At 45.1% G+C, this 26430-nt stretch carries 29 protein-coding genes and 1 riboswitch; of the genes, 23 read left to right on the forward strand and 6 right to left on the reverse strand.

Annotated elements, in window-relative coordinates; translation table 11 throughout:
- Nucleotides 1-375, reverse strand: a 375-nt coding sequence (locus tag B3F51_RS07940; RefSeq protein WP_286946438.1) for a VPA1269 family protein, incomplete at its 3' end; no start/stop codon positions are given.
- Between the two features lie 11 nt (nucleotides 376-386).
- Nucleotides 387-1871 (reverse strand): gamma-mobile-trio recombinase GmtY, encoded by a 1485-nt coding sequence (gene gmtY, locus B3F51_RS07945; protein ID WP_286946439.1) that lies wholly within the window; start codon nucleotides 1869-1871, stop codon nucleotides 387-389.
- Nucleotides 1872-1957: 86 nt separating this feature from the next.
- Between gmtY and nrdD the strand changes: the two genes are divergently transcribed.
- The 7 genes from nrdD to B3F51_RS07980 all read left to right on the forward strand — a co-directional run bounded on the left by nrdD (nucleotide 1958) and on the right by B3F51_RS07980 (nucleotide 9598).
- Nucleotides 1958-2263 carry an anaerobic ribonucleoside-triphosphate reductase gene (gene nrdD / locus B3F51_RS07950; RefSeq protein WP_286946477.1) on the forward strand — a complete coding sequence of 102 codons (306 nt, stop codon included), beginning with the start codon at nucleotides 1958-1960 and terminating at the stop codon, nucleotides 2261-2263.
- The gene (nrdG, locus tag B3F51_RS07955; protein WP_286946440.1) at nucleotides 2260-2766 is read left to right on the forward strand and encodes an anaerobic ribonucleoside-triphosphate reductase activating protein; all 507 of its coding nucleotides are present in this window, start codon (nucleotides 2260-2262) and stop codon (nucleotides 2764-2766) included. The genes nrdD and nrdG overlap by 4 nt, the downstream gene beginning before the upstream one ends.
- Before the next feature lie 210 nt (nucleotides 2767-2976).
- A complete protein-coding gene (locus tag B3F51_RS07960; protein WP_286946441.1) occupies nucleotides 2977-4329 on the forward strand; it encodes a sodium-dependent transporter in 1353 nt (450 codons plus the stop codon).
- A 132-nt stretch (nucleotides 4330-4461) separates the two neighbouring features.
- A complete protein-coding gene (locus B3F51_RS07965; protein ID WP_286946443.1) occupies nucleotides 4462-5445 on the forward strand; it encodes a choloylglycine hydrolase family protein in 984 nt (327 codons plus the stop codon).
- Nucleotides 5446-5479: 34 nt separating this feature from the next.
- Complete coding sequence (locus B3F51_RS07970; RefSeq protein WP_286946445.1) at nucleotides 5480-5944, forward strand: methylated-DNA--[protein]-cysteine S-methyltransferase; 465 nt, start codon at nucleotides 5480-5482, stop codon at nucleotides 5942-5944.
- 164 nt (nucleotides 5945-6108) lie between these two features.
- Complete coding sequence (locus tag B3F51_RS07975) at nucleotides 6109-7854, forward strand: ABC transporter ATP-binding protein (RefSeq protein WP_286946446.1); 1746 nt, start codon at nucleotides 6109-6111, stop codon at nucleotides 7852-7854.
- On the forward strand, nucleotides 7832-9598 hold the full coding sequence (locus B3F51_RS07980) for an ABC transporter ATP-binding protein (RefSeq protein WP_286946448.1): 1767 nt from the start codon (nucleotides 7832-7834) through the stop codon (nucleotides 9596-9598). Before B3F51_RS07975 ends, B3F51_RS07980 begins: the two co-directional genes overlap by 23 nt.
- A 239-nt stretch (nucleotides 9599-9837) precedes the next feature.
- On the opposite strand, the gene B3F51_RS07985 is transcribed toward B3F51_RS07980, so the two are convergent.
- The gene (locus B3F51_RS07985) at nucleotides 9838-11040 is read right to left on the reverse strand and encodes an ATP-binding protein (protein ID WP_286946450.1); all 1203 of its coding nucleotides are present in this window, start codon (nucleotides 11038-11040) and stop codon (nucleotides 9838-9840) included.
- Between the two features lie 402 nt (nucleotides 11041-11442).
- On the opposite strand from B3F51_RS07985, the gene B3F51_RS07990 reads away from it, so the two are divergent.
- From B3F51_RS07990 to trxA, 4 genes are all read left to right on the forward strand, one after another.
- Nucleotides 11443-11658, forward strand: coding sequence for a DUF5320 domain-containing protein (locus tag B3F51_RS07990; RefSeq protein ID WP_286946452.1), 216 nt, complete (start codon nucleotides 11443-11445; stop codon nucleotides 11656-11658).
- Between the two features lie 14 nt (nucleotides 11659-11672).
- Nucleotides 11673-12494, forward strand: coding sequence for an MBL fold metallo-hydrolase (locus B3F51_RS07995; protein ID WP_286946453.1), 822 nt, complete (start codon nucleotides 11673-11675; stop codon nucleotides 12492-12494).
- Nucleotides 12495-12658: 164 nt separating this feature from the next.
- Nucleotides 12659-13078, forward strand: coding sequence for a YjdF family protein (locus tag B3F51_RS08000; RefSeq protein WP_250934048.1), 420 nt, complete (start codon nucleotides 12659-12661; stop codon nucleotides 13076-13078).
- Between the two features lie 118 nt (nucleotides 13079-13196).
- Nucleotides 13197-13508: a thioredoxin gene (trxA, locus tag B3F51_RS08005; RefSeq protein WP_070370890.1), complete on the forward strand. Its 312-nt coding sequence runs from the start codon at nucleotides 13197-13199 to the stop codon at nucleotides 13506-13508.
- Nucleotides 13509-13558: 50 nt separating this feature from the next.
- Here trxA and B3F51_RS08010 read toward each other — a convergent pair whose 3' ends face one another.
- The gene (locus B3F51_RS08010) at nucleotides 13559-14233 is read right to left on the reverse strand and encodes a Crp/Fnr family transcriptional regulator (RefSeq protein ID WP_070370891.1); all 675 of its coding nucleotides are present in this window, start codon (nucleotides 14231-14233) and stop codon (nucleotides 13559-13561) included.
- A gap of 107 nt (nucleotides 14234-14340) precedes the next feature.
- Between B3F51_RS08010 and B3F51_RS08015 the strand changes: the two genes are divergently transcribed.
- Nucleotides 14341-15558: a GNAT family N-acetyltransferase gene (locus tag B3F51_RS08015; RefSeq protein WP_286946455.1), complete on the forward strand. Its 1218-nt coding sequence runs from the start codon at nucleotides 14341-14343 to the stop codon at nucleotides 15556-15558.
- A 26-nt stretch (nucleotides 15559-15584) separates the two neighbouring features.
- Here B3F51_RS08015 and B3F51_RS08020 read toward each other — a convergent pair whose 3' ends face one another.
- Nucleotides 15585-16157: a TlpA family protein disulfide reductase gene (locus tag B3F51_RS08020; protein WP_286946457.1), complete on the reverse strand. Its 573-nt coding sequence runs from the start codon at nucleotides 16155-16157 to the stop codon at nucleotides 15585-15587.
- A 10-nt stretch (nucleotides 16158-16167) separates the two neighbouring features.
- Entirely contained in the window at nucleotides 16168-16839 is a 672-nt protein-coding gene (locus B3F51_RS08025; RefSeq protein ID WP_286946459.1) for a cytochrome c biogenesis CcdA family protein, read from the reverse strand.
- 738 nt (nucleotides 16840-17577) lie between these two features.
- Here B3F51_RS08025 and B3F51_RS08030 point away from each other — a divergent pair.
- The 11 genes from B3F51_RS08030 to thiD all read left to right on the forward strand — a co-directional run bounded on the left by B3F51_RS08030 (nucleotide 17578) and on the right by thiD (nucleotide 26316).
- Nucleotides 17578-17994 (forward strand): SoxR reducing system RseC family protein, encoded by a 417-nt coding sequence (locus B3F51_RS08030; RefSeq protein ID WP_286946461.1) that lies wholly within the window; start codon nucleotides 17578-17580, stop codon nucleotides 17992-17994.
- Nucleotides 17995-18060: 66 nt separating this feature from the next.
- Complete coding sequence (rsxC, locus tag B3F51_RS08035) at nucleotides 18061-19389, forward strand: electron transport complex subunit RsxC (protein WP_228880429.1); 1329 nt, start codon at nucleotides 18061-18063, stop codon at nucleotides 19387-19389.
- 5 nt (nucleotides 19390-19394) lie between these two features.
- The gene (locus tag B3F51_RS08040; protein ID WP_070370897.1) at nucleotides 19395-20393 is read left to right on the forward strand and encodes an RnfABCDGE type electron transport complex subunit D; all 999 of its coding nucleotides are present in this window, start codon (nucleotides 19395-19397) and stop codon (nucleotides 20391-20393) included.
- Nucleotides 20390-20956 carry an FMN-binding protein gene (locus B3F51_RS08045; RefSeq protein WP_286946462.1) on the forward strand — a complete coding sequence of 189 codons (567 nt, stop codon included), beginning with the start codon at nucleotides 20390-20392 and terminating at the stop codon, nucleotides 20954-20956. Before B3F51_RS08040 ends, B3F51_RS08045 begins: the two co-directional genes overlap by 4 nt.
- A 1-nt stretch (nucleotide 20957) precedes the next feature.
- The gene (gene rsxE / locus B3F51_RS08050; protein WP_148638171.1) at nucleotides 20958-21581 is read left to right on the forward strand and encodes an electron transport complex subunit RsxE; all 624 of its coding nucleotides are present in this window, start codon (nucleotides 20958-20960) and stop codon (nucleotides 21579-21581) included.
- Nucleotides 21578-22159, forward strand: a complete 582-nt coding sequence (locus tag B3F51_RS08055; protein WP_139142339.1) for an electron transport complex protein RnfA — start codon at nucleotides 21578-21580, stop codon at nucleotides 22157-22159. Before rsxE ends, B3F51_RS08055 begins: the two co-directional genes overlap by 4 nt.
- A 13-nt stretch (nucleotides 22160-22172) precedes the next feature.
- Nucleotides 22173-22982: an RnfABCDGE type electron transport complex subunit B gene (rnfB, locus tag B3F51_RS08060; protein ID WP_286946465.1), complete on the forward strand. Its 810-nt coding sequence runs from the start codon at nucleotides 22173-22175 to the stop codon at nucleotides 22980-22982.
- 235 nt (nucleotides 22983-23217) lie between these two features.
- A riboswitch (TPP riboswitch) is annotated at nucleotides 23218-23328 on the forward strand.
- 85 nt (nucleotides 23329-23413) lie between these two features.
- The gene (thiM, locus tag B3F51_RS08065; protein WP_286946467.1) at nucleotides 23414-24238 is read left to right on the forward strand and encodes a hydroxyethylthiazole kinase; all 825 of its coding nucleotides are present in this window, start codon (nucleotides 23414-23416) and stop codon (nucleotides 24236-24238) included.
- Nucleotides 24225-24863, forward strand: a complete 639-nt coding sequence (gene thiE / locus B3F51_RS08070; RefSeq protein WP_286946469.1) for a thiamine phosphate synthase — start codon at nucleotides 24225-24227, stop codon at nucleotides 24861-24863. Before thiM ends, thiE begins: the two co-directional genes overlap by 14 nt.
- Before the next feature lie 5 nt (nucleotides 24864-24868).
- Nucleotides 24869-25513 (forward strand): HAD family hydrolase, encoded by a 645-nt coding sequence (locus B3F51_RS08075; protein WP_286946471.1) that lies wholly within the window; start codon nucleotides 24869-24871, stop codon nucleotides 25511-25513.
- Nucleotides 25510-26316 (forward strand): bifunctional hydroxymethylpyrimidine kinase/phosphomethylpyrimidine kinase, encoded by an 807-nt coding sequence (thiD, locus tag B3F51_RS08080; RefSeq protein ID WP_286946473.1) that lies wholly within the window; start codon nucleotides 25510-25512, stop codon nucleotides 26314-26316. Before B3F51_RS08075 ends, thiD begins: the two co-directional genes overlap by 4 nt.
- Nucleotides 26317-26430 lie beyond the last annotated feature (114 nt).

Consider the following 26430-nt stretch of genomic DNA (forward strand, 5'->3'; position numbering starts at 1 on the left):
ATAATCTTCGGAAACCAGGGTTTTTCCATCTTCAGTTTTAACGGAGAAGTAGTTTTCCAAGACCCAGTCAATGAATGAACTTATTTTTCTGGCATCATAAGCGCTAGTCGATTGACTTTTGCTATGACCATAGCAAATTTCAAAAAAATCCAGAGCCTCAAAGCTGGTATCTAAAAATTTAGCAGGATCTTTTGTAAGGTGTTGCTCATAAAGATATCGCTTGAAAAAAACAGTAATTGATCTTCTGGCTACTGATATGCCACCGTCTAAAGTTTTAATCCAAGCTTCTGCATATTGTCTCCATTTTTCAAAATCAACATCTAATTTTAAAACCCATCTAAATGTATTATCGTCTGAATTTTTTTTATTTGTCATTGATTGCTCCTTTAAATGAAACGTTTTTTTATTTTTTTTTCTTGATTAAAAAATGCGTCTATATCATCTTCCATAGGTAGTTTAGTTCCGTTTTCAAGTGCTTGAGTTGCTTTATTAAGTGAATTTGTCACGTTTATGATCGTTGGTTCTGTATAAACGTTTTGAGACTCAGCCGATTTATGATGCATCGCGGCTTGAATGATTCTGCGGTCTATACCAGACACGCTTAATCGCTGACCGTAGGCATGCCGATGTCCATGTTCTGTAGTCCCGGAAGTCTTGCTAACAGTAAGGCCAATTTTTTCAACTGCTTTAGCATGCGATTCTCTGCTCGCACTCATACTTAGCATTTCGCCTTTGTTCTTATGATAAAAGGAAACGAATGCGAATGGGTGCTTTTCCTCTATTCTTTCATGCATCCGCTTTAGCAAATACATTTTCCATACTTTCCTGAAAATATAGCCCCATTCTCGAGGAAACCAATAGACATGCATATAATATTCTCGCTCATTATCCAGCTTTGGGTCTTTCCAGCCTGCAAAGCGACTATTATTAGAAATGTATTGATTTCTTGACTGTAAACCGTATTTTAACCGCAGATATGCTTCTCTATTATTCAGAGGCTTACCGTTTAAAGGATCGATAAAATCTTTTGGGGGTGCGCCCTCGGATGGGTGATATATTCGAACTAAAGCTAAATTTGGATCATATGGGTCGTCCATTACATCCTGAACCCATAGATGTAAAACCTCGCTGTGTCTTAATCCGCCGCCGTGCATAAGAATCGTTATTGCTATATCCCGCCAATTATAGCTATCAAGTAAAGATAAGTTGTTTTTTTTGTTCGTTTTATTAAACCCTTCCCAAAGCAACATGTTGATTTGATCTTCAGGGAAAGCTTTTGTTCCGCCTCGTGCCGAAACAGGATTTCTACGCATAATTAAATTCCGGACTTTTCTTGCTGTCCCACTCATGTTTAATGAACTGTCCAAATGCCCCAAAAAAGAACGCTGACTTTTGTTGATTTGAGCGATCCAGTTCAATTTTTGTTCATAGCTGTTTGCGTCTCGCCAAGGATTTAATTGTATTGATCCATAATTATTACACAACCAATCTGAAAATTCACTCAACTGGTTTAAAAGTCTATTTGCGGTGTCTGTTTTCTTTGGAATCCAATAGAGTCGACTTTTGTCGTATCCATCTTCATTGATGGTTCCACAATATAGAGCTTCTGCAAAAGATGCGAAGAATTCTTCAGGTGATGAATAACAGTCTTGATTCACTTCCATGTAGTCCAACAAAAGGTTTACAGCTTGTAATAATTTATCATGCCAAGATTTGCTCATCATATGTTTTTTAAGTTGATATTCATATAACGGGATTAAGATTTGAACTTTATCATTATATTCAACGATCATAGTTGTTAGAGGAATACTTCTGGATGTATTATCTGTATATGTTCTAGTTTTTATTCGAGTATGTCTAATAATGCTCACCGCCTTTGCCGTAATGGTTTATTAATATATTATATATCATACCATAAATACCATCATTTTACAAGTTAACATAAAAGTACTGAGCAATAAAACAAGAACTATTTCTACGCATTTATTATAAAATTTTCACCTTATATACTGGTTCCATCAATCATCCGGTGGATCGCGACCCGGTTTGCGGCTATACCGGCATCATCGGCGATGTGTGCCCGAATTGTGGACGAAGCGAAGGCGATGTTCCCTTTGAACGGATACGCCGGATCACCGGTTATCTGGTAGGGACCCTGGATCGTTTCAATGATGCCAAAAAAGCGGAAGTAAGAGATCGGATCAATCATTTTAATGCGGCTGGTCAAATGGCTGGTGGGGAACGGTTGGAGCAATTGCAGTGACCTCCCAAATACGAATCGCCGGGGTGGTTAAGGAATCGATTGTGGATGGACCAGGCATTCGCTTTGTGGTGTTTGCCCAGGGCTGCCCCCATCAGTGCGAGGGCTGTCACAACCCGGACACCCATGATTTAAGCGGCGGTCACCTGGTGGCGATAGACGCCATCATTGACGAAATGAAAAAGAATCCGCTACTGGATGGCATTACCCTAAGCGGTGGCGAACCCTTCGCACAGTCGGTGGGGTTTTCGGAACTGGCCCGCCGGGCCCAGGCAGCCGGTTATCATGTGATGACCTATACCGGTTACACCTATGAAACGCTGCTGGCGCAACCGGAGCAATCGTGGCAGCAGCTATTGGAACACACCGATCTGCTGGTGGATGGAAGATTTGAAGTGGAACAAAAAAGCTTGCTGCTGAAATTCCGGGGCTCACATAATCAGCGGATTATTGATGTAAAAAAATCACAGCAGAAAAACCAGCTGGTACTTAGCGAGATCAGCTAAAAATCAATCAAAAGCAATCGTTTTTTTAACGGTTGCTTTTTGATTTAAATGATTAGTGACCTAAATAGATGATTTAATTTAAAAAAAAGTACTGGCAAAAAATATCAAAACGGTTAAAATAGTAAAGGTGCGAATTTGTTCGAGATACACGGACAAAATAGCGTAAAAAAGCAAAAATAAATTTGCGATAGAAACGGTTGGAGGAATTGTGTGGATAAACGAAGTGAGTTTTCAAGTAAAATAGGTTTTGTGCTGGCAGCTGCCGGATCGGCAGTGGGGCTGGGGAATATCTGGCGGTTTCCATATTTGGCGGCCAAATATGGGGGTGGTCTGTTTCTGGTCATCTACCTGATTTTTGTCTTGACCCTGGGTTTTACAATTATGACGGCTGAGTTGGCAATTGGCCGTAAAGCCCAGCTGAGTCCCATGGGTGCGTATCGGGCCCTGGATAAACGGTTTAGTTTTGTGGGAGTGATTGCCTCTCTGGTGGCATTTCTGATTTTGCCTTATTACAGTGTAATCGGGGGCTGGGTAATCAAATATTTTTTAGTTTTTGTCTCCGGTGGCGGAGTGGCTACCACCGGCGCCGATTATTTTTCAAGCTATATCGCCAAACCGATTGAACCGATTATCTGGCAGGCTATTTTTGTTCTGGCCACCACCTTTGTGGTGATCCGCGGGGTTAAGGATGGCATCGAGAAAGCCAGTAAGATCTTAATGCCAATATTGATTGTCTTATCGGTTTTTTTATCAATTTATTCAATCATGCAGCCAGGGGCCATGGCCGGGGTCTGGTATTTTCTGTATCCGGACTTGGCTAATTTCAGTTTTCAGGCAGTCTTGGCCGCCATGGGCCAAATGTTTTACTCGTTGTCGCTGGCCATGGGGATTATGGTCACCTATGGTTCCTATCTCAGCAAAAAAGATGACCTGGAAACATCGGTTAAGCAAATTGAGCTGTTTGATGCCGGGATTGCCATTCTGGCGGGCTTTATGATTATACCGGCGGTCTTTGCTTTCTCCGGTGGTGATCCGACAGCGCTTAATAAGGGCCCCGGTTTAATGTTTGTCACCCTGCCCAAAGTATTTGAAACGATGGGCTTTGGCAATGTGATGGGCGGCGTTTTCTTTTTGCTGGTTTTGTTTGCGGCGCTGACTTCTTCGATTTCTTTAATGGAAGCCGTGGTGGCAACAGTCTGTGATCAGTTTAAGTGGGAACGCAAAAAAGGGGTACTGATTGTTACGGTGCTGGCAATCCTGATTGGGATACCTTCTTCTTTGGGACAGGGCGTCTGGAGCGAGGTGCTCATTTTTGGTTTTAACTTTCTGGACTTTTTCGATTTCATTACCAACTCCGTATTGATGCCGGTTGGAGCCTTCTTTACCTGTATCCTAGTGGGTCATGTGCTGGAAACAAAGATCATCACCGACGAGGTCAAGCTGTCATCACCCTTTAAACGGGAAAAGTTGTTTATTGTTATGGTTAAATATATCGCCCCGCTTTGTATTGTTGCAATTCTGATCAGCTCAATTTTAGAGGCCATGGGCGTGATTAAATACTAACAACCAGCACAGCCACAACAACGGTTTTAGGCGATGCGGCAACCGTTACGAATTAAGCGTTCTTAATGATTTACTATTTCTAAAAAAACAGATATAATGGTTAAAAAAGTAGTAGAAAGAAGGTAATTCTTAATGTGTACAAGCCTTACTTTGATGACAACGAACCAGATTAATACGTTGGCCAGAACCATGGATTTTGCTTTTTTATTGGATCCGGAGCTGATCTGTGTGCCGAGGAAGTTTTTGCTTGAATCGGAGGTGGATCAAACCCCAAGAGCGGTCAAGTATGCGATGATGGGCATCGGTCGAAATTTGGGCACCTATCTTTTTGCCGATGGTCTCAACGAAGCCGGACTGGCCTGTGCCAGTTTATATTTCCCGGGCTATGCCGAGTATAGCGATGCGGTCATCCCCGGTCACATTAATCTGGCGCCTCACGAAATTGTCGGCTGGCTGCTGACCAACTTCGCAACCCTTGAAGAAGTCAAGGCGGGGATTTTGCAGCTCAATATTGTCAGTACACCTCTTAAGATGATGAACGTCATTACCCCGTTACACTGGATCATTACCGATAAAACCGGCCGAACCCTGGTGATTGAACCGATGAAAGAGGGCATTGTGATCCATGACAACCCCCTGGGGGTGATGACCAACAGTCCGGACTTCAATTGGCATCTAACCAATATCCGCAATTATATTGGGGTTTCGCCGAATAAAACCGGTTCGATTCAGTTAAATGGCCTGACCTTTAGTCCTTTTGGCGGTGGTTCCGGAAGTGTTGGTCTGCCGGGAGATTACACCCCACCATCGCGGTTTTTACGGGCGTTGTTTGGCCGGGAGGCCATTAATCCCATCGAAACTGAGGAAGAGTGCATTAACGCCGCTTTTCACATTTTGGCATCAGTCGATATTCCCAAGGGCAGTGTGATCACCGATGAGGGCATCGATTTTACCCAGTATACGGCCTGCATGGTCTGTAATACTGGCACCTATTATTTCAAAACCTACGACAATAACCAGATCGGCCGGGCCTGCCTGTTTAATGAAGATCTTGATGCCAAAGAACCAAAAGTCTGGGAAATGATGCAAAAACAGCAATACCGGCAATTGAATTAAACGAATAGGATGATTGAGGTAAAAGGTGAATATGATGAAAAATGGTTTTTGTTATCAAACCCCCTTGGGGGAAATCGTAATCATTGAAAACGGCGAAGCCATTACCGGCTTAAGTTTTGAAAAAGCGTTGCCGGATCAGGTCAATCATCGGGAGACACCATTACTAAAAGAAGCCAGCCAGCAAGTGGCGCAATATCTGCTGGGGAAACGCCGCAGCTTTGATTTGCCGCTTTGTCCGCAGGGCACCGACTTTCAGCAAAAGGTCTGGAAAGCCCTTCAGGACATTCCCTACGGAGCGGTTTGCAGCTATCAGGATATTGCCCGGGCCATCGGCAATGAAAAAGCCTGTCGGGCGGTGGGGGGCGCCAACAACAAGAACCCCATATCCATCATCATCCCCTGTCACCGGGTAATTGGGGCCAATGGCAGTCTGGTGGGTTATGGCGGCGGACTGGATATCAAACAAAAGTTGTTGACGCTGGAAAATCAGATAAAATAGCAGGGCAGGAAGCAATCTCTTAAGCGGAGGTTGCTTTTTTTATGAGGGCAGTCGTTTATAAATATAAAAAGGACTGGATTAATCATTAAAAAACGGTAAAATTAAAGATAGTTAATTTTTTTAAACCATAGCAGACAAATAATGACAACGGAAGGGGGTGCCTTGTGAAAAAAATTATCACCGAATATTTAAAACCTTTCTATGGCCGGATGGCGATTGGCGTATTTTTTAAATTTACCGGTTCGATCATGGATCTGATTATTCCCTCAATTCTGGCCTTGATTATTGACCAGGTCATTCCCTTAAATCAAAAAGCTCCGATTTTTTATTGGGGCGGGGTAATGGTGATCTGTGCCATCGTTGGGATGGTCTTTAACATTATTGCCAATCGGATGGCCGCCCGGGTGGCCAGTGACGCCACCGAAATAATCCGTCACGATCTGTTTGCCCGGGTGATCTATTTTTCCAATCATCAGATGGATACCCTGACCAGACCGTCGGTAATCTCCCGATTAACCGCCGATACCTACATTGTGCATCAGATGATCATCCGGATTCAGCGGTTGGGGGTGCGGGCTCCAATTATGCTAGTCGGCGGGATCATTATCACAATGACCCTGGATCCCGGGCTGGCAATGGTACTAATCGGGATTATGCCGGTCATGATGCTGATTATCATCCTGGTTTCCCGAAAAAGCATGCCGCTTTTTGCCGGACTGCAACAGGCCTTGGATGGCTTTGTCCGAGTGGTCAGAGAAGACATCAACGGGATCCGGGTCATCAAAGCACTGTCCAAAACCGACTATGAGAAAAACCGCTTTGATACCATTAATACCGATGTGGTGAACCGGGAGAAAAAAGCCCGGATGACGGTGGCGGTGATTTCTCCGGCCATGAATATCTGTCTCAATTTGGGTTTGGTATCGGTGGTGGTGGTGGGAGCCTATGGCGTCAATAACGGCACCTCGGAAGTGGGTATCATCCTGGCCTTTATGACCTATTTCACGATTATTCTTCATGCTGTTTTGGCGCTTTCCAAATTGTTTGAGATGTGGCCAAAGGCCACGGCTTCGGCGGAGCGGATTATCCAGGCCCTGGATAGTGTGGATATTTTGGCAGTTCAGGAAGTGACCGAAGATGGGGAAACTGTAAAAGATGATGCCTTTGTGGCATTTCAAAATGTCACCTTTTCCTACAACAAAGAAGAACCCAATCTGACCAATATTTCGTTTACCCTGAAAAAGGGTGAAACTCTAGGAATTATTGGTGAAACCGGGGCTGGAAAAACGACCCTGTTAAATCTGCTGATGCGGCTTTATGATGTGGATGAGGGGAAAATCTCAATAGCTGGTCGGGATATCCGGTCCATGGATCCCCGGGAATTACATCAAAAATTCGGGGTGGTCTTTCAGAATGATATGATTTTTGAAGCCACCATTGAGGAGAACATCGATCTGGGCCGAAATCTCTCAAAAGAAGCCATAAAAAAGGCAATCGTCTGCGCCGGTGCCAAAGCATTTGTGGATGAAAAAGCGGATAAATCCGGCGAGCAGTTATCCATTAAAGGGGCCAATCTCAGTGGCGGTCAGAAACAGCGGATTCTGATTGCCCGGGCGCTGGCAGCCAGCCCGGAAATACTGGTGCTGGATGACGCATCAAGCGCCCTGGATTATCAAACCGATGCCACTTTTCGCAAGGCGATAAAAGAAAATTTTGGCGACACCACCATTATTATTGTCGCCCAGCGAATCAGTTCCATTAGACACGCCGATCATATTCTGGTGCTGGAAGATGGTGTGGCCATCGGCTATGGTAAGCATAAGCATTTAATGAAGAGCTGCGAAATTTATCGGGAAATCAGCCATTCCCAGATGGGGGTGTCCAGCGATGCGACGATCACAGAAATTTGAAAAACCGCAAAACCGCAAAGGGACCCTGATCCAGTTGGGGGGCTATCTGATGCGCTATAAATGGCAACTGCTGGCGGCGATCACACTGACTATCGGCAGTAATCTGCTGGCGTTGGTGGGGCCGCTACTTTCTGGTTACGCCATTGATGCCATTGAGCTGGGTACGGGTCGGGTTGATTTTAGTCAGGTGTTTTATTATGCGGCCTGGATGGTGGTTTTTTATATCGGCTCAGCCGGACTGACCTATGTTCTGGAAGTGATGATGATCCGGATCAGTCGCCAGGTTACCTTTGCCATGCGCCGGGATGTCTTTAATAAGCTGATGGATCTGCCGGTGGGTTATTTTGATGTCCATCAGACTGGGGATGTCATCAGCCGGATTACCTATGATATTGATACGGTCAACAGCTCCATTTCCAGTGACCTGATCCAGGTATCCTCAGCGGTGATTACTGTGCTGGGCTCATTTTTGATGATGCTGGCGATTTCTCCCCAACTGGTGCTGATTTTTGCTTTTACGGTACCGGCGTCAATCCTGATGTCCCGTTACCTGGTTAAAAAGACCCGGCCACTGTTTAGCAGACGTTCCCGCAAACTGGGGGAGCTTAATGGCTTTGTGGAGGAAATGGTATCGGGCCAGAAGACCTTAAAAATTTATGATCAGGAAGAGCATACCATTGAGAAATTCAACAGCAAAAACAAGCAGGCGGTGGACGCCTATTATAATGCTGAATATTACGGCAGTATGATTTTTCCGACCATCAATTTTATCAACAATGTCTCGCTGGCCTGTATCAGTGTCTTTGGGGCGCTGTTATATCTGGCGGGATCGATGTCGATTGGGCAGATTTCATCCTTTGTGTTGTACTCCCGCAAGTTTTCCGGACCGATAAATGAAATGGCCAACATCATGAACGACTTGCAATCGTCCCTGGCGGCGGCCGAGCGGGTTTTTGCCTTGTTAAATGAACTGTCTGAGGCCAGGGATACCGATACGATGATCGACCTAACCAGTGTCAAGGGTGATATTGTGCTTAAGGATGTCCGCTTCAGCTATGATGCCAATCAGGTGATCATTAAAAACTTAAGTCTGGAGGCCGAAGCGGGTAAACTGATTGCCATCGTCGGCCCCACCGGGGCCGGTAAAACCACGATTATCAATCTGCTGATGCGCTTTTACGATACCCAAGCCGGGACGATTTCTGTGGATGGCAACGAAGTCCGGGCGTTGACCCGGGACAGCCTGCGCAAATCCTTTGCCATGGTGCTTCAGGACACCTGGATTTTTCATGGCACCATCTTTGAAAACCTGACCTATGGCAAAGAAAATGCCACCATGGCAGAGGTGGTGGCGGCCGCTAAGGCGGCCCGCATTCATTCCTATATTGCGCATCTGCCCCAGGGTTACGATACGATTTTAAGAGATGATGGCACCAATATTTCCAAGGGCCAGAAGCAGCTTTTAACCATCGCCCGGGCGATGTTGCTGGACGCCAAGATGCTGATCCTCGATGAGGCCACCTCCAACGTTGATACCCGTACCGAAAAAAAGATTCAGGAAGCCATGCGTCAGCTGATGAAAGATAAAACCTGTTTTGTCATCGCCCACCGGCTCTCCACGATCCAGAACGCTGATTTGATTCTGGTGGTGGATCAAGGCGATGTGGTGGAACAGGGCACCCATGAAGAACTGATGAAACGGCAGGGGCATTATTGGCAGATGTATCAGGCGCAGTTTGAGTGAGGTAAAATATGTAAAAAAGAACTCCTAAAAAAATAAAAGTACATACAGATATTGACAAAGTGGAAGCAATTTGAAAATTAAGAGAATCATCCAATTGGGAATTAGCTTGGACTAAAGCCAAGCTTTATGGAAAACAGGAGCGCAACCGCTCAATCCGTTGCGCTTTTAAATTTTTGATGGCCTAAATAATTACTGTTGTCTGGATCGCATCAACCACTTGAATTTTTCCCGGGAATTGATCATTCCAGCAGGAACTCGAGGATGTTTTTAATTTTGATTCCGGAATAGTCATTAAAAACAGTGTGATCCATGGTAAGAATATATTTTGGATAATTATCAGAAATGGCTTCAAGTGGTCGTAATTCGCGCGCTCGTGTCGTTTCATCTAAAATTGTTGCAGAGACTTGATAGTACACTTTCTCATCAGTTTTCGTAGCGATAAAGTCAACTTCCAAGCTGCCGATTTTCCCAATGGCGACCTCGTAACCGCGTCTTACGAGTTCCAGATAAATGAGATTCTCTAAAACATGACCATAATCAGTATTTCGTAGTCCAGTCAGTTGATTTCGAATTCCCATATCGACGATATAATACTTTTCAAGGGTTTTTAAAAACATTTTTCCTTTCAAGTCATAGCGGTTTGCCTTATAAATTATGAAAGCGTTTGATAACATTTTGAGATAATTATCAATGGTGTCGCTGGTTGTTTTTCGGCCGCTACTCGTCAAATAGTCGCTGATTTTCTTGGTTGAGACAACACAACCGATATTAGCAGCGATAAATTTTAAGATGCTTTCAAGCAGGGCGGCATCTCTGACGCCATTTCGTTCAATAACATCTTTCATCATCACGGTATTATAGATCCCTTCCAGGAAGGGGCCGATTGTATCTGGATGATCGAGCAATTCAATGATTGTGGGAAGTCCGCCATGCTTTAGATATTGATTAAATTTGTCTTCAAGATTTTGGTCGCTGTTTTTGCCAGTAAAATCCAGGTATTCTTTAAATGATAAGGGCTGCATTTTGATCTCAACATAACGACCTGATAGCAGGGTGGAAAGCTCTGAAGACAGTAAGTAAGCGTTGGATCCGGTTATATAAATATCGACATTGGCATCAACAAGAAAAGCATTAACTACTTTTTCCCATGATAAAACCTGTTGGACTTCATCAAGGAGAATATAATGTCGATCACTGCTACTTTTAAGCTGATCTTTTATATAGGTGTGAAGTTCTCTATAGGTAGAGATTTGATCAAATTCAAAGGATTCAAAATTCATCCGAATGATGTGGTCTTTTGTAACACCACTGGCAATCAAATGATTCTCAAACAGAGAAAGCAGGGTTGATTTACCACAACGGCGGAGACCAGTTATTACCTTTATTAATGGTTTATCCCGATATTGGATGAGCTGTGTAAGATATAGATCTCTATTTTTCATAAAACCACCTCTTTATCTGTAATATAACCGAAAAAAGAAAAATAATCAATAGTTTTTCGAGTATAGTCGAAAAACTTTAAGAGGTGCGGTAGATAAATTTTGAAAAAGGTCAAGAAGCTTAGCTATGCCTGATTGACAGCTTAAAGGGGATAAAAGAGATAATCGTTTTTAGTAAAGGCAAGTAGCAGCTGAACACTATTGATAAAAAGGGCAGGGCCATTAATGAGGTACTGCATAAGAGTAGCGGACACCGGATTGGAAGTTTTATTTTTAATCCGGTGTCTTTTTGTTTGAGCGGTTTACTGGCTTAAAGGGATTCAAAATAATGATTGACAGATGTTTGAGATAGCTTATAATGATAGTATAAATAACATATGTCATTAATCTAAAGGAGGCGCCAAAATGCCAGGAAGAGATCGAACTGGTCCCCATGGACGGGGTTCCGGTAGTGGAAAAGGATTGGGACGTTGCTCAGGAATAAATGCTTATGGATTCGGAAAAGGTTGTGGCTGCGGACGAAGCAATAAAAAAATGTTTCAAAAAAGCGAGATAAATCAAACGGATGAAGCGGTGACACCGCTTGACGGAACAGAAACGATCGAAGCAAATCAGGAATAGGTGCGGGTGGTAAAATGAAAATTGTAACATTGGCAGAAAATACATCGATATCTGATGCTTTTCAGAACGAACACGGTCTCAGTTTTTACATTGAAACCCAAACCCATAAACTGCTGTTTGATGTGGGGGCCAGCAGTCTGTTTGCTGAAAATGCCGAAAAACTGGGGGTTAATCTTTCTCAGGTTGATACGTTGATCATCAGTCATGGTCATTATGATCATGGGGGCGGTTTGAAAAAATTTCTGGAAATCAATGATCAGGCGGCCATCTATATCAATGGTAAAGCCTTTGAAAATCATTTTTCAAAACGCAACAATGGTGAGTCCTATATTGGCCTGGATCAGGAACTGTTTGCCAACCCCCGCTTTGTCTTTTTAGAGCAGGATTTTGTGATTGATGATGAATTATGCATCTTTTCAAATGTTCAGGGAGAACGCTGTTGCGCCACGGCCAATGCTGATCTGCTGATGGAAAAAGATGGGCAGCGGATGGCTGATGATTTTGGACACGAACAGAATCTGATCATCCGTGAAAAAAATCAGCTGGTGCTGGTGGCGGGCTGTGCTCATCGGGGTATTATCAATATTCTCGATCATATGGCATTAAACTATGATCTGCAACCGACCGTTGTCATTGGCGGATTTCATCTTTATAACCGCTCCAAAAAAAAATCAGAGTCGAAAGAGCTGATCGAGAGCATTGGCAATGAGCTCTTGGGGTTCGAATCAAGGTACTATACCTGCCATTGTACTGGCGAAGAGCCTTATCAAATGTTGAAAACCATGTTGGGCGATCAGGTTAATTATTTAGCAACTGGTAGTCAGGTCAATATTTAAAAATAAAAAATGAGCAGACTTGATCAATCCGGTCATCGTGTTATAATAAAAGCAAAGATAAAAACACAGTTCTGGTTGGTAGTCCAGACGCAGGATCATCCTGTCAGTAACCTGCCTCCTAAGGTTGTCCGTTCTTTGTCACTATTTTCTAGGAGGAATTGAATATGGACAAAGTAACTGGCAAGTTGACGGTTTTTTTTGACGACCCCTTCTGGGTGGGCGTCTTTGAAAGCGCAGATGGCGAAACTCTGAAAGTGGCCAAGGTGACGTTCGGAGCGGAACCCAAAGACGGAGAAATCTATGAATTTCTGCTTAAAAATTATAACCGGCTCCAATTTAGTCAGCCGATTGCTGATGAAAAAGCGCCCGAGAAGCGGATCAATCCCAAGCGGATGAGGCGGGATATCAATCGTCAAATGGCCGCAAAAAGCATTGGAACCAAGGCGCAGCAGGCATTAAAAGAAGAGCAGGAAAATAAGAAGATGATCCGAAAAGCGTTTAACCGCCAGAAAACCGAGGAAGAAAAGCAACGCCAATTTGATCTGCGGCAGGAAAAGAAGAAGCAGAAACATCGGGGGCATTAATCAGGGGTTTGCGTAAGTAACTTTAAGAAATTTGTAACTCTGTGATCAAGTTACGGAGTATTAATCTAAAATGGTTATAATAAAGACATACCAATTAACGATTAAGGAGATTAAAGATATGAGCGCAGTAATAATCACTAAAGATAATTTTCAACAGGAAGTCATCAATTCCGATAAACCGGTGTTACTCGATTTTTGGGCACCTTGGTGTGGCCCCTGCAAGATGGTTTCGCCGATCATCGACGAAATCGCCGATGAGGTCTTTACTTTAAAGGTCGGAAAAATAAACGTTGATGAACAACAGGAACTGGCCGCTGAATTTAAGGTCATGAGCATCCCGACCCTGGCAGTGGTCAAGGGCGGGGTAGTAGTGAAGAAATCTGTGGGAGCAAAATCCAAAGCGGATATTTTAGATTTAGTGGCTCAATAGCCCCAAAAAGAGCAACCGAGAAATCAGTTGCTCTTTTAATTTTTTGGGCGTTAAATAATTTCCTTTAATTGCACCTTGTCAATCACTTCAATTTTACCCCGGGACAGGTGCACATACCCCTCGTTCTCAAAATATTTCAGCATCCGGGAAACCACTTCCCGGGCAGACCCCACATATTTGGCAATTTGCTCGTGGGTCATCACAATGGTGGTAGAACCGGTACGGGCCACCTCATCCAGCAGAAAGATGGTCAGCCGCTTGTCGAAACTCATAAAGAGAATCTGCTGCATCGCCCACATCACGTCCGAAAAACGGTCAATCATCGATTTATAGGAAAAATTCTCGGCATGGATGTTTTCATTACAAATACGCTGGAAGATCGAGGACTTAATCAGGAGGACTTCACAATCCGTTTCGGCATCAATATGCACATCAAAGGTGATATTTTCAAGGACACAGGAAGCCGATAAGATACAGACCTCATCCGGGCCCAGACGGTAAAGGGTAATATCCCGGCCGTCTTCGGATAAAATATAGGTGCGCAATTCACCGCTTTTAATCAGGAGCACGCCGACACAATCGTTTTCGCCACGATGGATGTTTTCACCCCGGCGGTATTTTATGGGGATGGCGTTATCAGTCAGCTGGGACTGTTGCTGCGGCGTTAAATGATCCCAAAAAGTCAGAACGGATTGAAGAAATGTCTGATCGTTTTCTTTTAGCATATTGATACCTCGCTTTATCGAATATTTTCTAGTATACCATAAGTTGACATTGAGTCTAATTTAATATTTCGGGTATAAAATAAAATAATAACACTAAGGAGCGTCAAATGAATAAAGCGATAAAAAGAGATTTGCATCTAAAGCGGCTGGAAGCCAAGGATTTAACGCAGTTTAATGATATTTTGAGGTATGCCTTTCAGGTGACGGATGAACAGCTGCTAAAAGTCGGTTGGAAGCACGATGAGATTAAGCGGTCAAAATTTCCGATTCTGGAAAAAGCCGAGGTCATCGGCTGGTTTGAGGATGAGCGGCTGGCGGCCCAGATCGCTGTTTACCCGTTGCAGGTCAATATCAGCGGTAGTATTTATGAGATGGGTTATATTACTGGCGTGGCTACTTATCCGGAATACATGGGCCTGGGGTTAATGTCCGGGCTGATGAAAAAAAGTCTGGAAACCATGTATGAACGCAACCAGTGCATATCCTTTTTATATCCCTATTCCCATCCTCTCTATCGGCATAAAGGCTGGGAGGTGGTCTCTGATAAGATGACTTATCAGATCCGTGACCACCAGTTGCCTCGGGATATTGATGTACCGGGACGAGTGAAGCGGGTCAGGGAAAACAGCCCTGATCTGATTGCCCTTCATGACACCTTTGCCCGGCAGACCCATGGTTGTCTGGTTCGCAATGAACTGGTCTGGGAGGAATACTGGCGCTGGGATGTGGAGGATGTCACGGTAGCTATTTATTATGGCGAAGATGATCGCCCTTTGGGCTATCTGGTCTACCTGATCGAAAATGATGTCTTCCATGTCAAAGAAATGGTTTATTTAAACCAGGAGGCCCGCAAAGGGCTGTGGGGTTATATTGCGGCTCATGAATCGATGATCAACGAGGTGGTTGGCAGCAATTACAACAACCATACCATTTCGTTTCTGTTTGGTGACAGCGATATGAAAGAAACCATTCGCCCTTATATTATGGCTCGGATTGTGGATTTCGAAGGGTTTTTCAGGCAGTATCACTTTTCCAATACCGATATCAATGAAGCGGTGACCTTTGAGGTTATTGACACCGTATTGGAGTGGAATAATCGCAGTTTTACCGTCAAGTTCAGCCCCGGTCAGGCTCCGGTTTTAGTTGATGAACCTTCAGAAAACCGGGTCACGTTGGAAATCGGTATTTTAACCTGTATGCTACTTGGCTATAAGCGGCCCACCTACCTGCAGCAAATTGAGCGGCTGGAGGCCAGCAAAAAAACAGTGGCGATCCTGGAGAGTGTCATCGCCAATGAGAAAATTTATTTCTCCGATTATATTTAAATCAAAAAAAACGGTTGATGTGAGCATCAATCGTTTTTTTTGATTGCTTCAATGCCGGAGCGCAGGGTCGCTTCATCGATGGCACCACGATAGCCGGTGACAATTTTGCCTTCGGGGTTAATAAACAGGGTGGTGGGAATCGATGAGATGCCATAGGCGGTACTGGCTTCCAGTTGGGTATCAAAATAAACGGGGAAGACGAAACCCTGGTCTGCGACGTATTGAAGCCCCTTTTCTTTTGTTTCCCGCTGCCCATCAGTCTGATCAATCATCAGAAAGATAACTGCATCTTTTTGATCCTGATAGACAGTGTTGAAATGAGGCATTTCGCTTTTACAGGGTGGGCACCAGGAGGCCCAGAAGTTAAGAACCACCGGTTTTCCGGCGAAATCGGACAGCTTGACCGGATTGCCATCCTGATCAAAGACGGTAAAGTCCGGAGCCGTCTGGAGTTCTTCAGTTTGCCCTGAGTCGCTGCTGTTAGCGGCCGGCGTTTGCGGCTTAAAACTTTGCGATAAGGCCGTGTAGCCCCAATAGACGATGGCCAGAAAGGCCGCAAAGACGACGATGGCGATAATTGTTTTAGTTTGTTTAGTCATGAGATACTCCTTAAAAACTTAAAAGTGATAGAAAATAGCCCAACAGTCCGGTGGCCATCAGTAGTCCAATGACAACCAGCAGTCCACCGGAAATCCGATTGATGACCTCATAATGCCGTTTGATAAAATCAAAGGTCGATTTCATCCGATCAATCAAAATAGCTGAAACCACAAAGGGAATCCCCAGGCCAAGGGAAAACGAAAACAGCATCAAAATACCGTGTAGTGTATCACCGCTGGAGGCGGCCATCATTAGAGCTGAACCCAGAAACGCACCAACACAGGGCGTCCAGCCGATGGAAAAGACGATCCCCAAAAGTAATGCCGAGAAGAAACCGGTGTGGGAATGTTTAAGGTTTAGTTGATGATTGGTATTTAGAAACGGGATCTTTAGTATCTCCAAGAAATTCAGGCCAAATAGAATAATCACAACGCCGCCGACCACATTGATCAGGGTGTTGTATTCAATCAGAACACTGCCAAGCTTGCCGGCAAAAGCACCAAGCAAAACAAAGATTACTGTAAAGCCGAGCACAAAGCCCAGGGCATTAATGATAACGGTACGATTATTATCACCCGGGGTTTGGCCAGCAAAATAGGAGATATAAATGGGCAGCATCGGCAAAAGACAGGGAGAGATAAAGGTGATGATGCCTTCCAGAAAGGCAATAAAATAATCCATATAACCTCCTTATTAAGGATTAGGATCAGTGAACCTTAATTAAAATAGAACAATTAACATTTTTTTATTGTAACAAAAGCTTATTTTTTTCTCCGTAACCAGATCACATTAGCGATATTATGACAATTAAGTCTTAAGAATAAAAGCTGTTTTAGTAAAAATAGGATCGAATGACTTAATAAAAGGAATGATTTGTTAAATAAATGACGAAATTAAATCGAAAATTTCCCAAAGAACCGCAAACTTTTTTTCTATTTGATTAACCAGGTGAAATATTGAGGGTAAAAATTCGCTCATAGCCAGCTGGGTGATGATTACGAAAAAGTCGATTGTTAATATTTATACTATCGCAGAAAAAAGCCGAAATGAACAGATTTGAAATGAATGGTTTAATTGCGGGATTTAAAGAAAACGTTTTAATGAATTTTCGTAAAGCAGTGAAAAATGGTTAATTATTACTCGATGATCCCGGGAGTGAACAGGAAAAGACAACCTCGGATAAATTCCATATTTTCCCTTGTAATTCAATTTTTTAAATGTATAATTAAGTTCGATTTGAGACCCCAAAAAAGGCAAAATCATAATGCCTTATTTAATAAGAAGAAAGTTGATCAAAAAAGCAGAATCACTTACCGAAGTTTGAATGAATAGTTTTATTAATAGCTTGTTAAGTGAATTAAATGCAATGAACTGGCGAGGATTCATAATAAATCGAGTAGAATGTTGGAGTGAACCGAAATGCGCAGAGAAGAGACCGGAATTGTCATCGAAACCAGTGAAAATAAGGCTAAGGTTAAGGCCAGTCGCCATGGTGATTGTGAAAACTGTGGGGTTTGCCCCGGCGATAATGCCATGGTTGTCGAGGTTCAAAACTTGATTGGTGCCAAAGTTGGTCAACGGGTGGCTTTCGAAATCCAGGAAGCAAACATGTTATGGGCAGCGTTTGTGGTTTATTTGCTACCACTGCTGGCACTTTTTGTCGGAGCTCTTGGTGGTGGCATTCTCGGGACGAATTTGGGACAGCCAGTGCTGGCGTTTCAGATCGTCGGCGGAAGTGTGTTCTTCACTGTTGCAGTGATCTATCTGAAACGCTACGATCAGGCAGTAAAAAAGAATGACAAGCTGCTGCCAGTGATCACCAAAATCCTGTGTTAGTTAAACCGGGTCTGACAAACAAAAGTAGCATAAATAAAAGTAGCAAAGGAAAAAAGAGGTGGAAAAATGATTAAATCATTTCGCGGCGGGGTTCATCCCAAAGACAACAAATCCGCTACGGCGGGAAAACCAATTGAAACGGCGCCGTTACCGGAGGTAGCGGTGATTCCGATGCGGCAGCATATTGGTGCCGCCAGTGTGCCGATTGTAAAAAAGGGCGATCTGGTTAAAAAAGGACAGGTGATTGGCGAAGCCGATGGCTTTGTCTCAAGCAATGTCCATGCCTCCATATCGGGACAGGTCATCGATGTGGGCAGTCATCCCCATCCCATCTTTGGAAAATGCGAGGCGGTTGTCATCAGCAGTGATGGCAAAGATGAGTGGCAAGAAGGGCTCCCGCTAACACGCAATTGGGAAGAATTGGATGCTGCCCAATTATTAAAAATAATCAGTGATGCCGGAATTGTCGGGATGGGAGGCGCAACCTTTCCAACCCACGTAAAATCAACCCTGCAAAAAGACAAGCATGTCGATTTGCTGATTTTGAATGCTGCCGAATGCGAACCCTATTTAACCGCCGATCATCGGATGATGCTGGAAGAAGGGCCCCGGATTGTCACTGGCGTAAAAATCGCCATGAAAGTTCTGGGGGTGGAAAGATGTCTGGTGGGAATTGAGGATAATAAAAAAGATGCCATTAAAAAAATGACTGATGCCTTTTCCGGTTTACCGGTGGAAGTAGTGGCGCTGCCGACGAAATATCCCCAGGGAGCTGAAAAAATGCTGATCAATGCCGTTTCGGGAAGAATTATTCCTTCCGGGGGATTGCCGATGGATGTCGGTGTGGTGGTTCAGAATGTCGGCACGGTGGCAGCCATCTGTGATGCTGTAACCCAGGGAATTCCGCTGATTGAGCGGGTCACCACAGTCAGCGGCGGCAGTATCAAAGATCCGAAAAACATCAGGGTTCGGATCGGCACTCCGTTTCGGGAAGCAATTGAATTTTGTGATGGATTCTTAACCCGTCCGGAAAAAATTATCATGGGCGGACCGATGATGGGGATGGCCGAACCCAGTATTGATATTCCCATTATTAAAGGGGTATCCGGAATTCTGGCGATTGCCAAAGGAGAAGCCAATACCGGTAAAGAGGCCTCATGCATCCGTTGTGGCCGCTGCGTCAATGCCTGTCCGATGGGACTTAATCCCAGTATGCTCAGTATTTTAAGTGAGCGGGGACTTTATGAAGAGGCCAAAGCAGATTACGGACTTTTTGATTGTGCCGAATGTGGCAGCTGTGTTTTTGCCTGTCCAGCCAAACGGAATATTGTCCAGTATGTTAAATACAGCAAAGCGCAGAATGCAGCTGCAAAATTGAAAGAAAATCGAGGTTAAGCATCATGGTCGATACAACAATGAATGATAAAATATTTAATGTTTCGATGTCCCCCCATATTCGGGATAATCAGTCCATTGCTAAAATAATGTGGACGGTGATCATTGCATTGACGCCGGCAGCCCTGTTTAGCGCCTTTAATTTCGGATATCGGGTTCTGATTGTGCTGTTAATTGGGATGGGATCAGCGGTTTTATTTGAATATCTGACCCAGAAAATCAGAAAAAAGACCATCACCATCGGTGACGGCAGTGCCTGTTTAACCGGACTGCTGCTGGCCATGTGTCTGCCGCCGACGATTCCCTTTTATATGCCAGCTGTGGGTTCATTTATTGCTATTGTCATCGCCAAACACGCCATGGGCGGCCTGGGTTTTAATATCTTTAATCCGGCCCATATCGGGCGGGCGGCCTTAATGATCTCCTGGCCGGTGGCGATGACAACGTGGAGTAAGATGACCACCGGGGTGGATGTGGTGTCGACGGCGACGCCCCTTAATATTTTAAAACAGCAGGGCTATCAGAAACTGATTGAGACCTTTGGTTCGGCCCCGGACATGTATCAGGCCTTATTCCTGGGCACCAGAAACGGCAGCATTGGCGAAACGTCAACGGTATTGCTGCTACTGGGCGGAGGCTTTTTAATCTATAAAAAATACATTAACTGGCAAGTGCCGGTGGTGATGGTGGGGACGGTGGGGATTCTGACCTGGGTCTTTGGTCCGGCCGGACTCTTTACCGGCGATCCGCTTTTTCATATGATGGCCGGGGGGCTGATCATCGGTGCCTTTTTTATGGCCACCGATATGGTAACCATCCCGATTACCATTAAAGGTCAGGTGATTTTTGCCTTAGGGGCCGGGATTCTCACCGTCCTGATTCGCTTAAAGGGTGGCTATCCGGAAGGCGTTTGCTATTCGATTTTATTAATGAACAGCATCACACCGCTGATAGATCGATTTGTTCAGCCAGTCCGATTTGGACTGAGGGGGGAAGCAAAATGACAGTAGAACATGGAAGCAAACACGATTCTATTTTTAAGATCGCTATCAATCTGGCCATTGCTTGCTTTATTTCGGGATCAATTATTGCAACAACGTATTATTTCACGGCCCCGATCACCCGGCAGAATACCGAAAATACTAAAACCGAAATGATGCAGCAGCTGGTGGCCGATTCGGATAAATTCATCCCGGTGGAAGGAAAAACCGATTGGTTTATTGCCAACAAAAACGGTGCGGCGATCGCCTATGTTATCCCGACCGACACCAAGGGGTATGGTGGTACCATAAAAATGCTGGTGGCAGTTTCGCCGGAAGGTAAAGAAATTGACTATCAAATCTTGTCGGCCAACGAAACTCCGGGACTGGGCGATGGCGTTGCAAAAGATGAGTTTAAGAAGCAATTCCACGGTAAAACAGCGGCGGCCATGGTTGTGACCAAAGATCCGGCCAATACCGAGAATATCCAGGCCATCACCGGGGCTACCATTTCGTCCCGGGCTGTGACCGCAGGGGTGAAGACCGCCGAGACAGAGGTTATGGAATACTTGGAGGCACAGAACTGAGATGAAAAATTTATGGGATATTTTTAAAAAAGGTCTGATTGTCGAAAATCCAATTTTTGTGCTGGCACTTAGTCTGTGTCCGGCGTTGGCAGTAACTGCCTCGGCGATCACCGCCTTAACCATGGGGCTGTCAGTGATGTTTGTAATTACCGCCAATAATGTGGTAGTCTCACTGACTCGCAAGCTGGTCAACCCCAAAGTTCGGGTACCGGTGTATATTACCTCGATTGCCACCATCGTTACGCTGGTGCAGCTGTTGCTCCAGGCCTTTGCGCCGGAGCTTTACAAGGCCCTGGGGATTTATTTGGCGCTTATTGTGGTGTTTGCCATTATTCTGGCCCGGGCCGAAGTGTTTGCATCGAAGAACTCGGTGATCCCGTCGTTTTTTGATGGCCTGGGAATGGGGGCCGGTTTTACCCTGGCGCTGCTGCTGATTGGCTGCATCCGGGAACTGTTGGGGGCCGGGTCGATTTTTGGGATCCCGGTGATTGGTGATTGGTATGATCCGGCCTTAATTATGATTTTACCAGCTGGTGGTTTTATCTTAATTGGTTATCTGGTGGGTGGTTTTAAAATGCTGACTGAATATATGGAGAAAGCAGAAACAAAAAAGGGTGACCGATAATGGAATACGTTACTTTATTTATTAGTGCGGTAATTGTTAATAATTTTGTCTTAACAAAATTTCTGGGATTATGTATCTTTTTTGGCGTCTCAAAAAACTTAAGTGCGTCGATTGGGATGGGGATGGCGGTCACTTCGGTGATGACGCTGAGTTCAATGCTGGCCTGGGTGGTATACAATTTTGTGCTGGTACCACTGAACCTGACCTTTATGACAACAGCGGTATTTGTCTTGCTGATTGCCAGCTTTGTTCAGCTGCTGGAAATGGTTATCAAAAAACAGGCACCAGCTCTTTATAATATGTGGGGCATTTATCTTCTCCTGATTGCCACCAACTGCGTTGTTTTGGCGGTGCCGCTGCTTAACGCCGAATCCAGTTTTTCGTTCTTAAAAAGTGTAGTATATGCGGTGGGTTCGGGCCTGGGTTTTGCGCTGGCGATTATTTTAATGGCCAGCTTAAGAGAAAAACTGCGGCTGGCCGATGTCCCCAAACCACTGGAAGGACTGGGCATTGCCTTTATTCTGGCGGGGATGCTGGCCCTGGCGTTTACCGGTTTTTCCGGGATGATCACATTGTAGAGGAGTGACAGAGATGGAAACAGCACTATTAGTTGTCATTGTAATGTCTGCAATCGGATTGATTTTCGGTCTGATTCTGGCATTTGCCGACAAAAAATTCTCAATTGAGGTGAATCCGCTGATTCACATTGTCGATGACATTTTGCCCAAAGGTCAGTGTGGTAGCTGCGGTTATGCTGGCTGTCTGGCTTATGCCGAGGCCGTGGTGTTAAACCCGGAGGTGACCCCCAATTTATGTATCCCCGGGAAAAAGCCAGTGGCTGATTTGGTGGCGGAATTAACCGGAAAGTCGGCGCCGGAAATTGAACCGCAGATTGCCCAGGTGCGCTGTAAAAATACCATTACCCATGCCATCAAAAAATACAATTATGCTGGGGTGGAAGATTGCATTGCCGCCAGCCTGATTCAGGGCGGACCCAAGGGCTGCGAATATGGCTGCGTCGGTTTTGGCACCTGTGTGCATAGTTGTCCTTTTGGGGCGATGACCATGGGTACGGATCATCTGCCCTTGGTGGATGAAAAGAAGTGTACCGGTTGTGGCAAGTGTGCCACGGTTTGTCCCAAGGCGATTATTCATATGACGGCCATCGGGGCTCCGGTGGCGGTGCTCTGTAATTCCCGGGACAAGGGCGTAATTGCCCGCAAACTGTGTTCGGTGGATTGTCTGGGCTGTGGACTGTGCACAAAAAGCTGTCTGTACGATGCCATCACAGTTGAAAATAATCTGGCGGTGGTTAATCCGAAAATTTGTCTGGAAAAATGCAGTAATCCAACTTGTCTGGAAAAATGTCCAACCGGAGCAATTTATGATTTGAGACAGTAAAAACTGCAAAAAAAAACAGCCGGTCCGAATGACCGTGCTGTTTTTTTATATTAGGAATGAAAAGAAAAAGAGGAGATGTTTATCTCTAGTGTTTATCTTAGGCCTTGAACCTTTAGCCAAACTTTGAAAGAGGTTAAGTTTAAGTTAAATTAAGAATTCAATGGCTGCTTCAAACTGTCAAATCGGACTGGAACCCCGTTGACAAAAATCAAGTGATATGATAACCTTTATCACAATTAAAGAGTTGGGGAGCTTATGCATTTAGGCTGAGAGGAAGTAAATCGCTGCTTCGACCCATGTACCTGATACGGATAATGCCGGCGTAGGGAATTTATGTCAAACTGCTGTGCATTCGTGTACAGTTTTTTTTGTTTAAATCAGGAGTGTCACGATCAGGAAAGAGAATTTTATTAGTGGAAAGAGGTAAGCTTATGTTAAGAAAAATCCTGGAAAATGTCAGGAATCAGCCGCCGCTGGTTCATTCCATCACCAACTATGTGACCGTGAACGACTGCGCCAACATCGTGTTGGCCTGTGGTGGGGCCCCGATTATGGCTGACGATATCAATGAGGTGGAAGAAATTATTGCCATTTGCAATGCCCTGGTCATTAATATCGGCACCCTTAACGAACGGACGGTGGCATCAATGATTAAGGCTGGGAAAGAAGCCAACCGTCTCGGTCGGCCGGTAATTCTCGATCCGGTCGGCGCTGGTGCTTCGACACTGCGGACGGAGACCGTCTTTACGTTGTTAAAGGAAGTACAGTTTAGCGTGATCCGGGGCAATGTCTCGGAAATCAAAACCATCGATTCAGGTAGCGGCACCACCAAGGGGGTTGATGCTGATATCAGTGATGCCATCAGTGAAGATAATCTGGACGGGATGGTTGCTTTTGCCAAAGCCCTCAGCCAAAAAACCGGGGCGGTTATTGCCATCACCGGCGCCATCGACATTGTCGCCGACAGCCAGAAAGCCCTGGTGATTCGCAACGGTCACCCGATGATGTCCCGGATTACCGGCACCGGCTGTATGCTGACCACGGTGATTGGCAGTTATTGTGGCGCCAATCCTGATGATCTGCTGCTGGCTACCGCCGCTGCCGTCAGTTGCATGGGCCTGTGTGGCGAGCTGGCCTTTGCCAGGGTTGCGGCTGAGCAGGCCGGAACGGCATCCTTTCGTACCTACCTGATTGACGCCATGAGCCGAATGGATGCTCAAACATTAGCAGGAGGAATCAAGATTGAAACTCGATAAGCAGGCAATGTTACTTTATGCGGTTACTGACCGCAGTTGGCTGGGTGATCAAACCCTGGTGGAGCAGGTGGAAGAAACCTTAAAAGGTGGGGCTACTTTTATTCAGTTGCGGGAAAAAGAGCTGGAAATTGAGGACTTTATCCGGGAAGCCCGGGCCATTAAAAAACTGACCGATGCCTACAAAGTTCCCTTTGTTATTAATGATGCCGTTGAGGTGGCTCTGGCAGTGGATGCCGATGGGGTACATGTTGGTCAGGACGATATGGATGCCAGAGAGCTTCGAAAACGGATCGGGGATAAAATCATCGGTGTTTCGGCGGATACGGTGGAGCTGGCATTAAAAGCCGAAGCCGATGGTGCCGACTATATCGGAGTTGGGGCCATCTATGCCACGGATACCAAAACCGATGCCACGGTGGTGGCTTTTGAAACGATTGCGGCGATCTGTCAGGCAGTATCGATTCCGGTGGTGGCCATCGGCGGGCTTAACGAAACCAATATTCATTGCTTAGCAGGCACGGGAGTGGACGGGGTTGCCCTGGTATCGGCGATTTTTTCAAAAGCCGATATTCGCAAAGCAACCCGGGAACTTCGACAATTATCTGAGGCGATGACCAGGGCATGAATCAGGTGAGTATAAACACGGAGGGGATCATCTTTGATCTGGACGGTACCTTGATTGACTCGATGTCAGCCTGGGAAAACATTGGCAGTGATTTTTTAAGAAAACACGGGATTGCTCCCCCGGATGATTTAAATGAGACCATCAAAACCATGAGTTTTGCTGAATCGGCCCGGTATTTTATTGAAGTTTATGGGATCGCCATGACCGAAGAACAGGTGGGGGATGAAATTAATGGGATGATCCGGGATAATTATGCCAGACACATCGAACTAAAACCCTTTGTCCGGGAAGTGCTTAATCGGTATTTTAATCAGGGCATCAAAATGGGAATTTTAACCGCTACACACAAGTCCTTGACAGAACTGATTTTAGAGCGCTTTGGTCTGCTGAATCATTTTGATTTTATTCTGACGTCCGGGATGACTGGTTTACCCAAAAGTCAGCCGGAGATTTACCATCGGGCGGTGTCCCAGCTACAAATACCGGCCCAGCAGATTACCATTTTTGAAGATGCCCTGTATTGTATCCGGGCGGCCAGAGCGACCGGCTGTCAGCTGGTGGGGGTTTATGATGAAGCCTCCAAAAATGATTGGGATGAGATTCAGAAGCTTTCGGATTTGAGTATTATGAGTTTTAAGGAGTTGCTGTGAGAAAAAAAGTCTTATCCATCGCCGGGTCGGATTGCAGTGGTGGTGCTGGCATCCAGGCCGATATCAAAACGATCATGGCTCATGGTAGCTATGCCATGACCGCAATCACTGTGTTGACCGCCCAAAATACCACTGGAGTCTATGGGATCGCCGAAGTGGCCAGTGAATTTGTCGAACAACAACTGGATTGTATCTTTACTGATATTTTTCCGGATGCCGTTAAAATTGGAATGGTTTATCGTGCCGAAATCATCAGAAGCATTGCCAGAAAACTAACGCAACATCAGGCCAGAAATGTTGTTCTTGATCCGGTGATGGTGGCCACCAGTGGGGGAAAACTGTTGAGTAATGATGCCATTGAAGCATTAAAAACCGAGCTGATGCCGCTGGCGGATCTCATCACGCCGAATATTCCCGAGGCCCAATGCTTATGTGGCTTTGACATTCGCTCAAAAGCCGAGATGGTTAGCGCCGCAAAAAAAATTGCCACAATCTACGCTGGTAACATTCTGATCAAGGGTGGTCATATGGTTGAATCTGCTGATGATTTTTTGTTGCTTCAGAATGGTGATCAACGAGCTGAAATCTGGTTGCCTGGGGAAAGAATAAAGAATCCCAATTCTCACGGCACCGGTTGCACCCTTTCCACGGCAATTGCCTGTAATCTGGCCGCTGGCGAGGACTTAGAAGAGGCCGTAAAAAAAGCCAAAGACTATGTCTCCGGAGCACTGGCGGCCAACCTCGATTTGGGAGCAGGCAGCGGCCCTCTGGATCATGGTTTTGGGATGATTTGGGAGCCGTAAAAAAATCCCGGCGCTTTTTTTAAAACCATCTGCAAATAAATAAAAGCCGATTACTTAGCCATCTTGATGCGTTGTTTGATGGTAAGTTATTTATAATGTACACAAGAGGTTGGA

It is taken from the genome of Acetobacterium sp. UBA5834 (assembly GCF_002435675.1).
Lineage (GTDB): Bacteria > Bacillota > Clostridia > Eubacteriales > Eubacteriaceae > Acetobacterium > Acetobacterium wieringae.

Excerpts from the sequence above, each read along its gene's own strand:
- B3F51_RS08020 (WP_286946457.1), bottom strand. The coding sequence starts at position 16,157 with ATGACTAAACAAACTAAAACAATTATCGCCATCGTCGTCTTTGCGGCC.
- B3F51_RS08040 (WP_070370897.1), top strand. The coding sequence starts at position 19,395 with ATGGTCGATACAACAATGAATGATAAAATATTTAATGTTTCGATGTCC.
- B3F51_RS07970 (WP_286946445.1), top strand. The coding sequence starts at position 5,480 with ATGAAAAATGGTTTTTGTTATCAAACCCCCTTGGGGGAAATCGTAATC.
- B3F51_RS08025 (WP_286946459.1), bottom strand. The coding sequence starts at position 16,839 with ATGGATTATTTTATTGCCTTTCTGGAAGGCATCATCACCTTTATCTCT.
- B3F51_RS07965 (WP_286946443.1), top strand. The coding sequence starts at position 4,462 with ATGTGTACAAGCCTTACTTTGATGACAACGAACCAGATTAATACGTTG.
- B3F51_RS08010 (WP_070370891.1), bottom strand. The coding sequence starts at position 14,233 with ATGCTAAAAGAAAACGATCAGACATTTCTTCAATCCGTTCTGACTTTT.
- B3F51_RS07995 (WP_286946453.1), top strand. The coding sequence starts at position 11,673 with ATGAAAATTGTAACATTGGCAGAAAATACATCGATATCTGATGCTTTT.
- rsxC (WP_228880429.1), top strand. The coding sequence starts at position 18,061 with ATGATTAAATCATTTCGCGGCGGGGTTCATCCCAAAGACAACAAATCC.
- thiM (WP_286946467.1), top strand. The coding sequence starts at position 23,414 with ATGTTAAGAAAAATCCTGGAAAATGTCAGGAATCAGCCGCCGCTGGTT.
- B3F51_RS08015 (WP_286946455.1), top strand. The coding sequence starts at position 14,341 with ATGAATAAAGCGATAAAAAGAGATTTGCATCTAAAGCGGCTGGAAGCC.
- B3F51_RS07980 (WP_286946448.1), top strand. The coding sequence starts at position 7,832 with ATGCGACGATCACAGAAATTTGAAAAACCGCAAAACCGCAAAGGGACC.
- rnfB (WP_286946465.1), top strand. The coding sequence starts at position 22,173 with ATGGAAACAGCACTATTAGTTGTCATTGTAATGTCTGCAATCGGATTG.
- B3F51_RS07985 (WP_286946450.1), bottom strand. The coding sequence starts at position 11,040 with ATGAAAAATAGAGATCTATATCTTACACAGCTCATCCAATATCGGGAT.
- B3F51_RS08045 (WP_286946462.1), top strand. The coding sequence starts at position 20,390 with ATGACAGTAGAACATGGAAGCAAACACGATTCTATTTTTAAGATCGCT.
- rsxE (WP_148638171.1), top strand. The coding sequence starts at position 20,958 with ATGAAAAATTTATGGGATATTTTTAAAAAAGGTCTGATTGTCGAAAAT.
- B3F51_RS08000 (WP_250934048.1), top strand. The coding sequence starts at position 12,659 with ATGGACAAAGTAACTGGCAAGTTGACGGTTTTTTTTGACGACCCCTTC.
- B3F51_RS08030 (WP_286946461.1), top strand. The coding sequence starts at position 17,578 with ATGCGCAGAGAAGAGACCGGAATTGTCATCGAAACCAGTGAAAATAAG.
- trxA (WP_070370890.1), top strand. The coding sequence starts at position 13,197 with ATGAGCGCAGTAATAATCACTAAAGATAATTTTCAACAGGAAGTCATC.
- B3F51_RS07990 (WP_286946452.1), top strand. The coding sequence starts at position 11,443 with ATGCCAGGAAGAGATCGAACTGGTCCCCATGGACGGGGTTCCGGTAGT.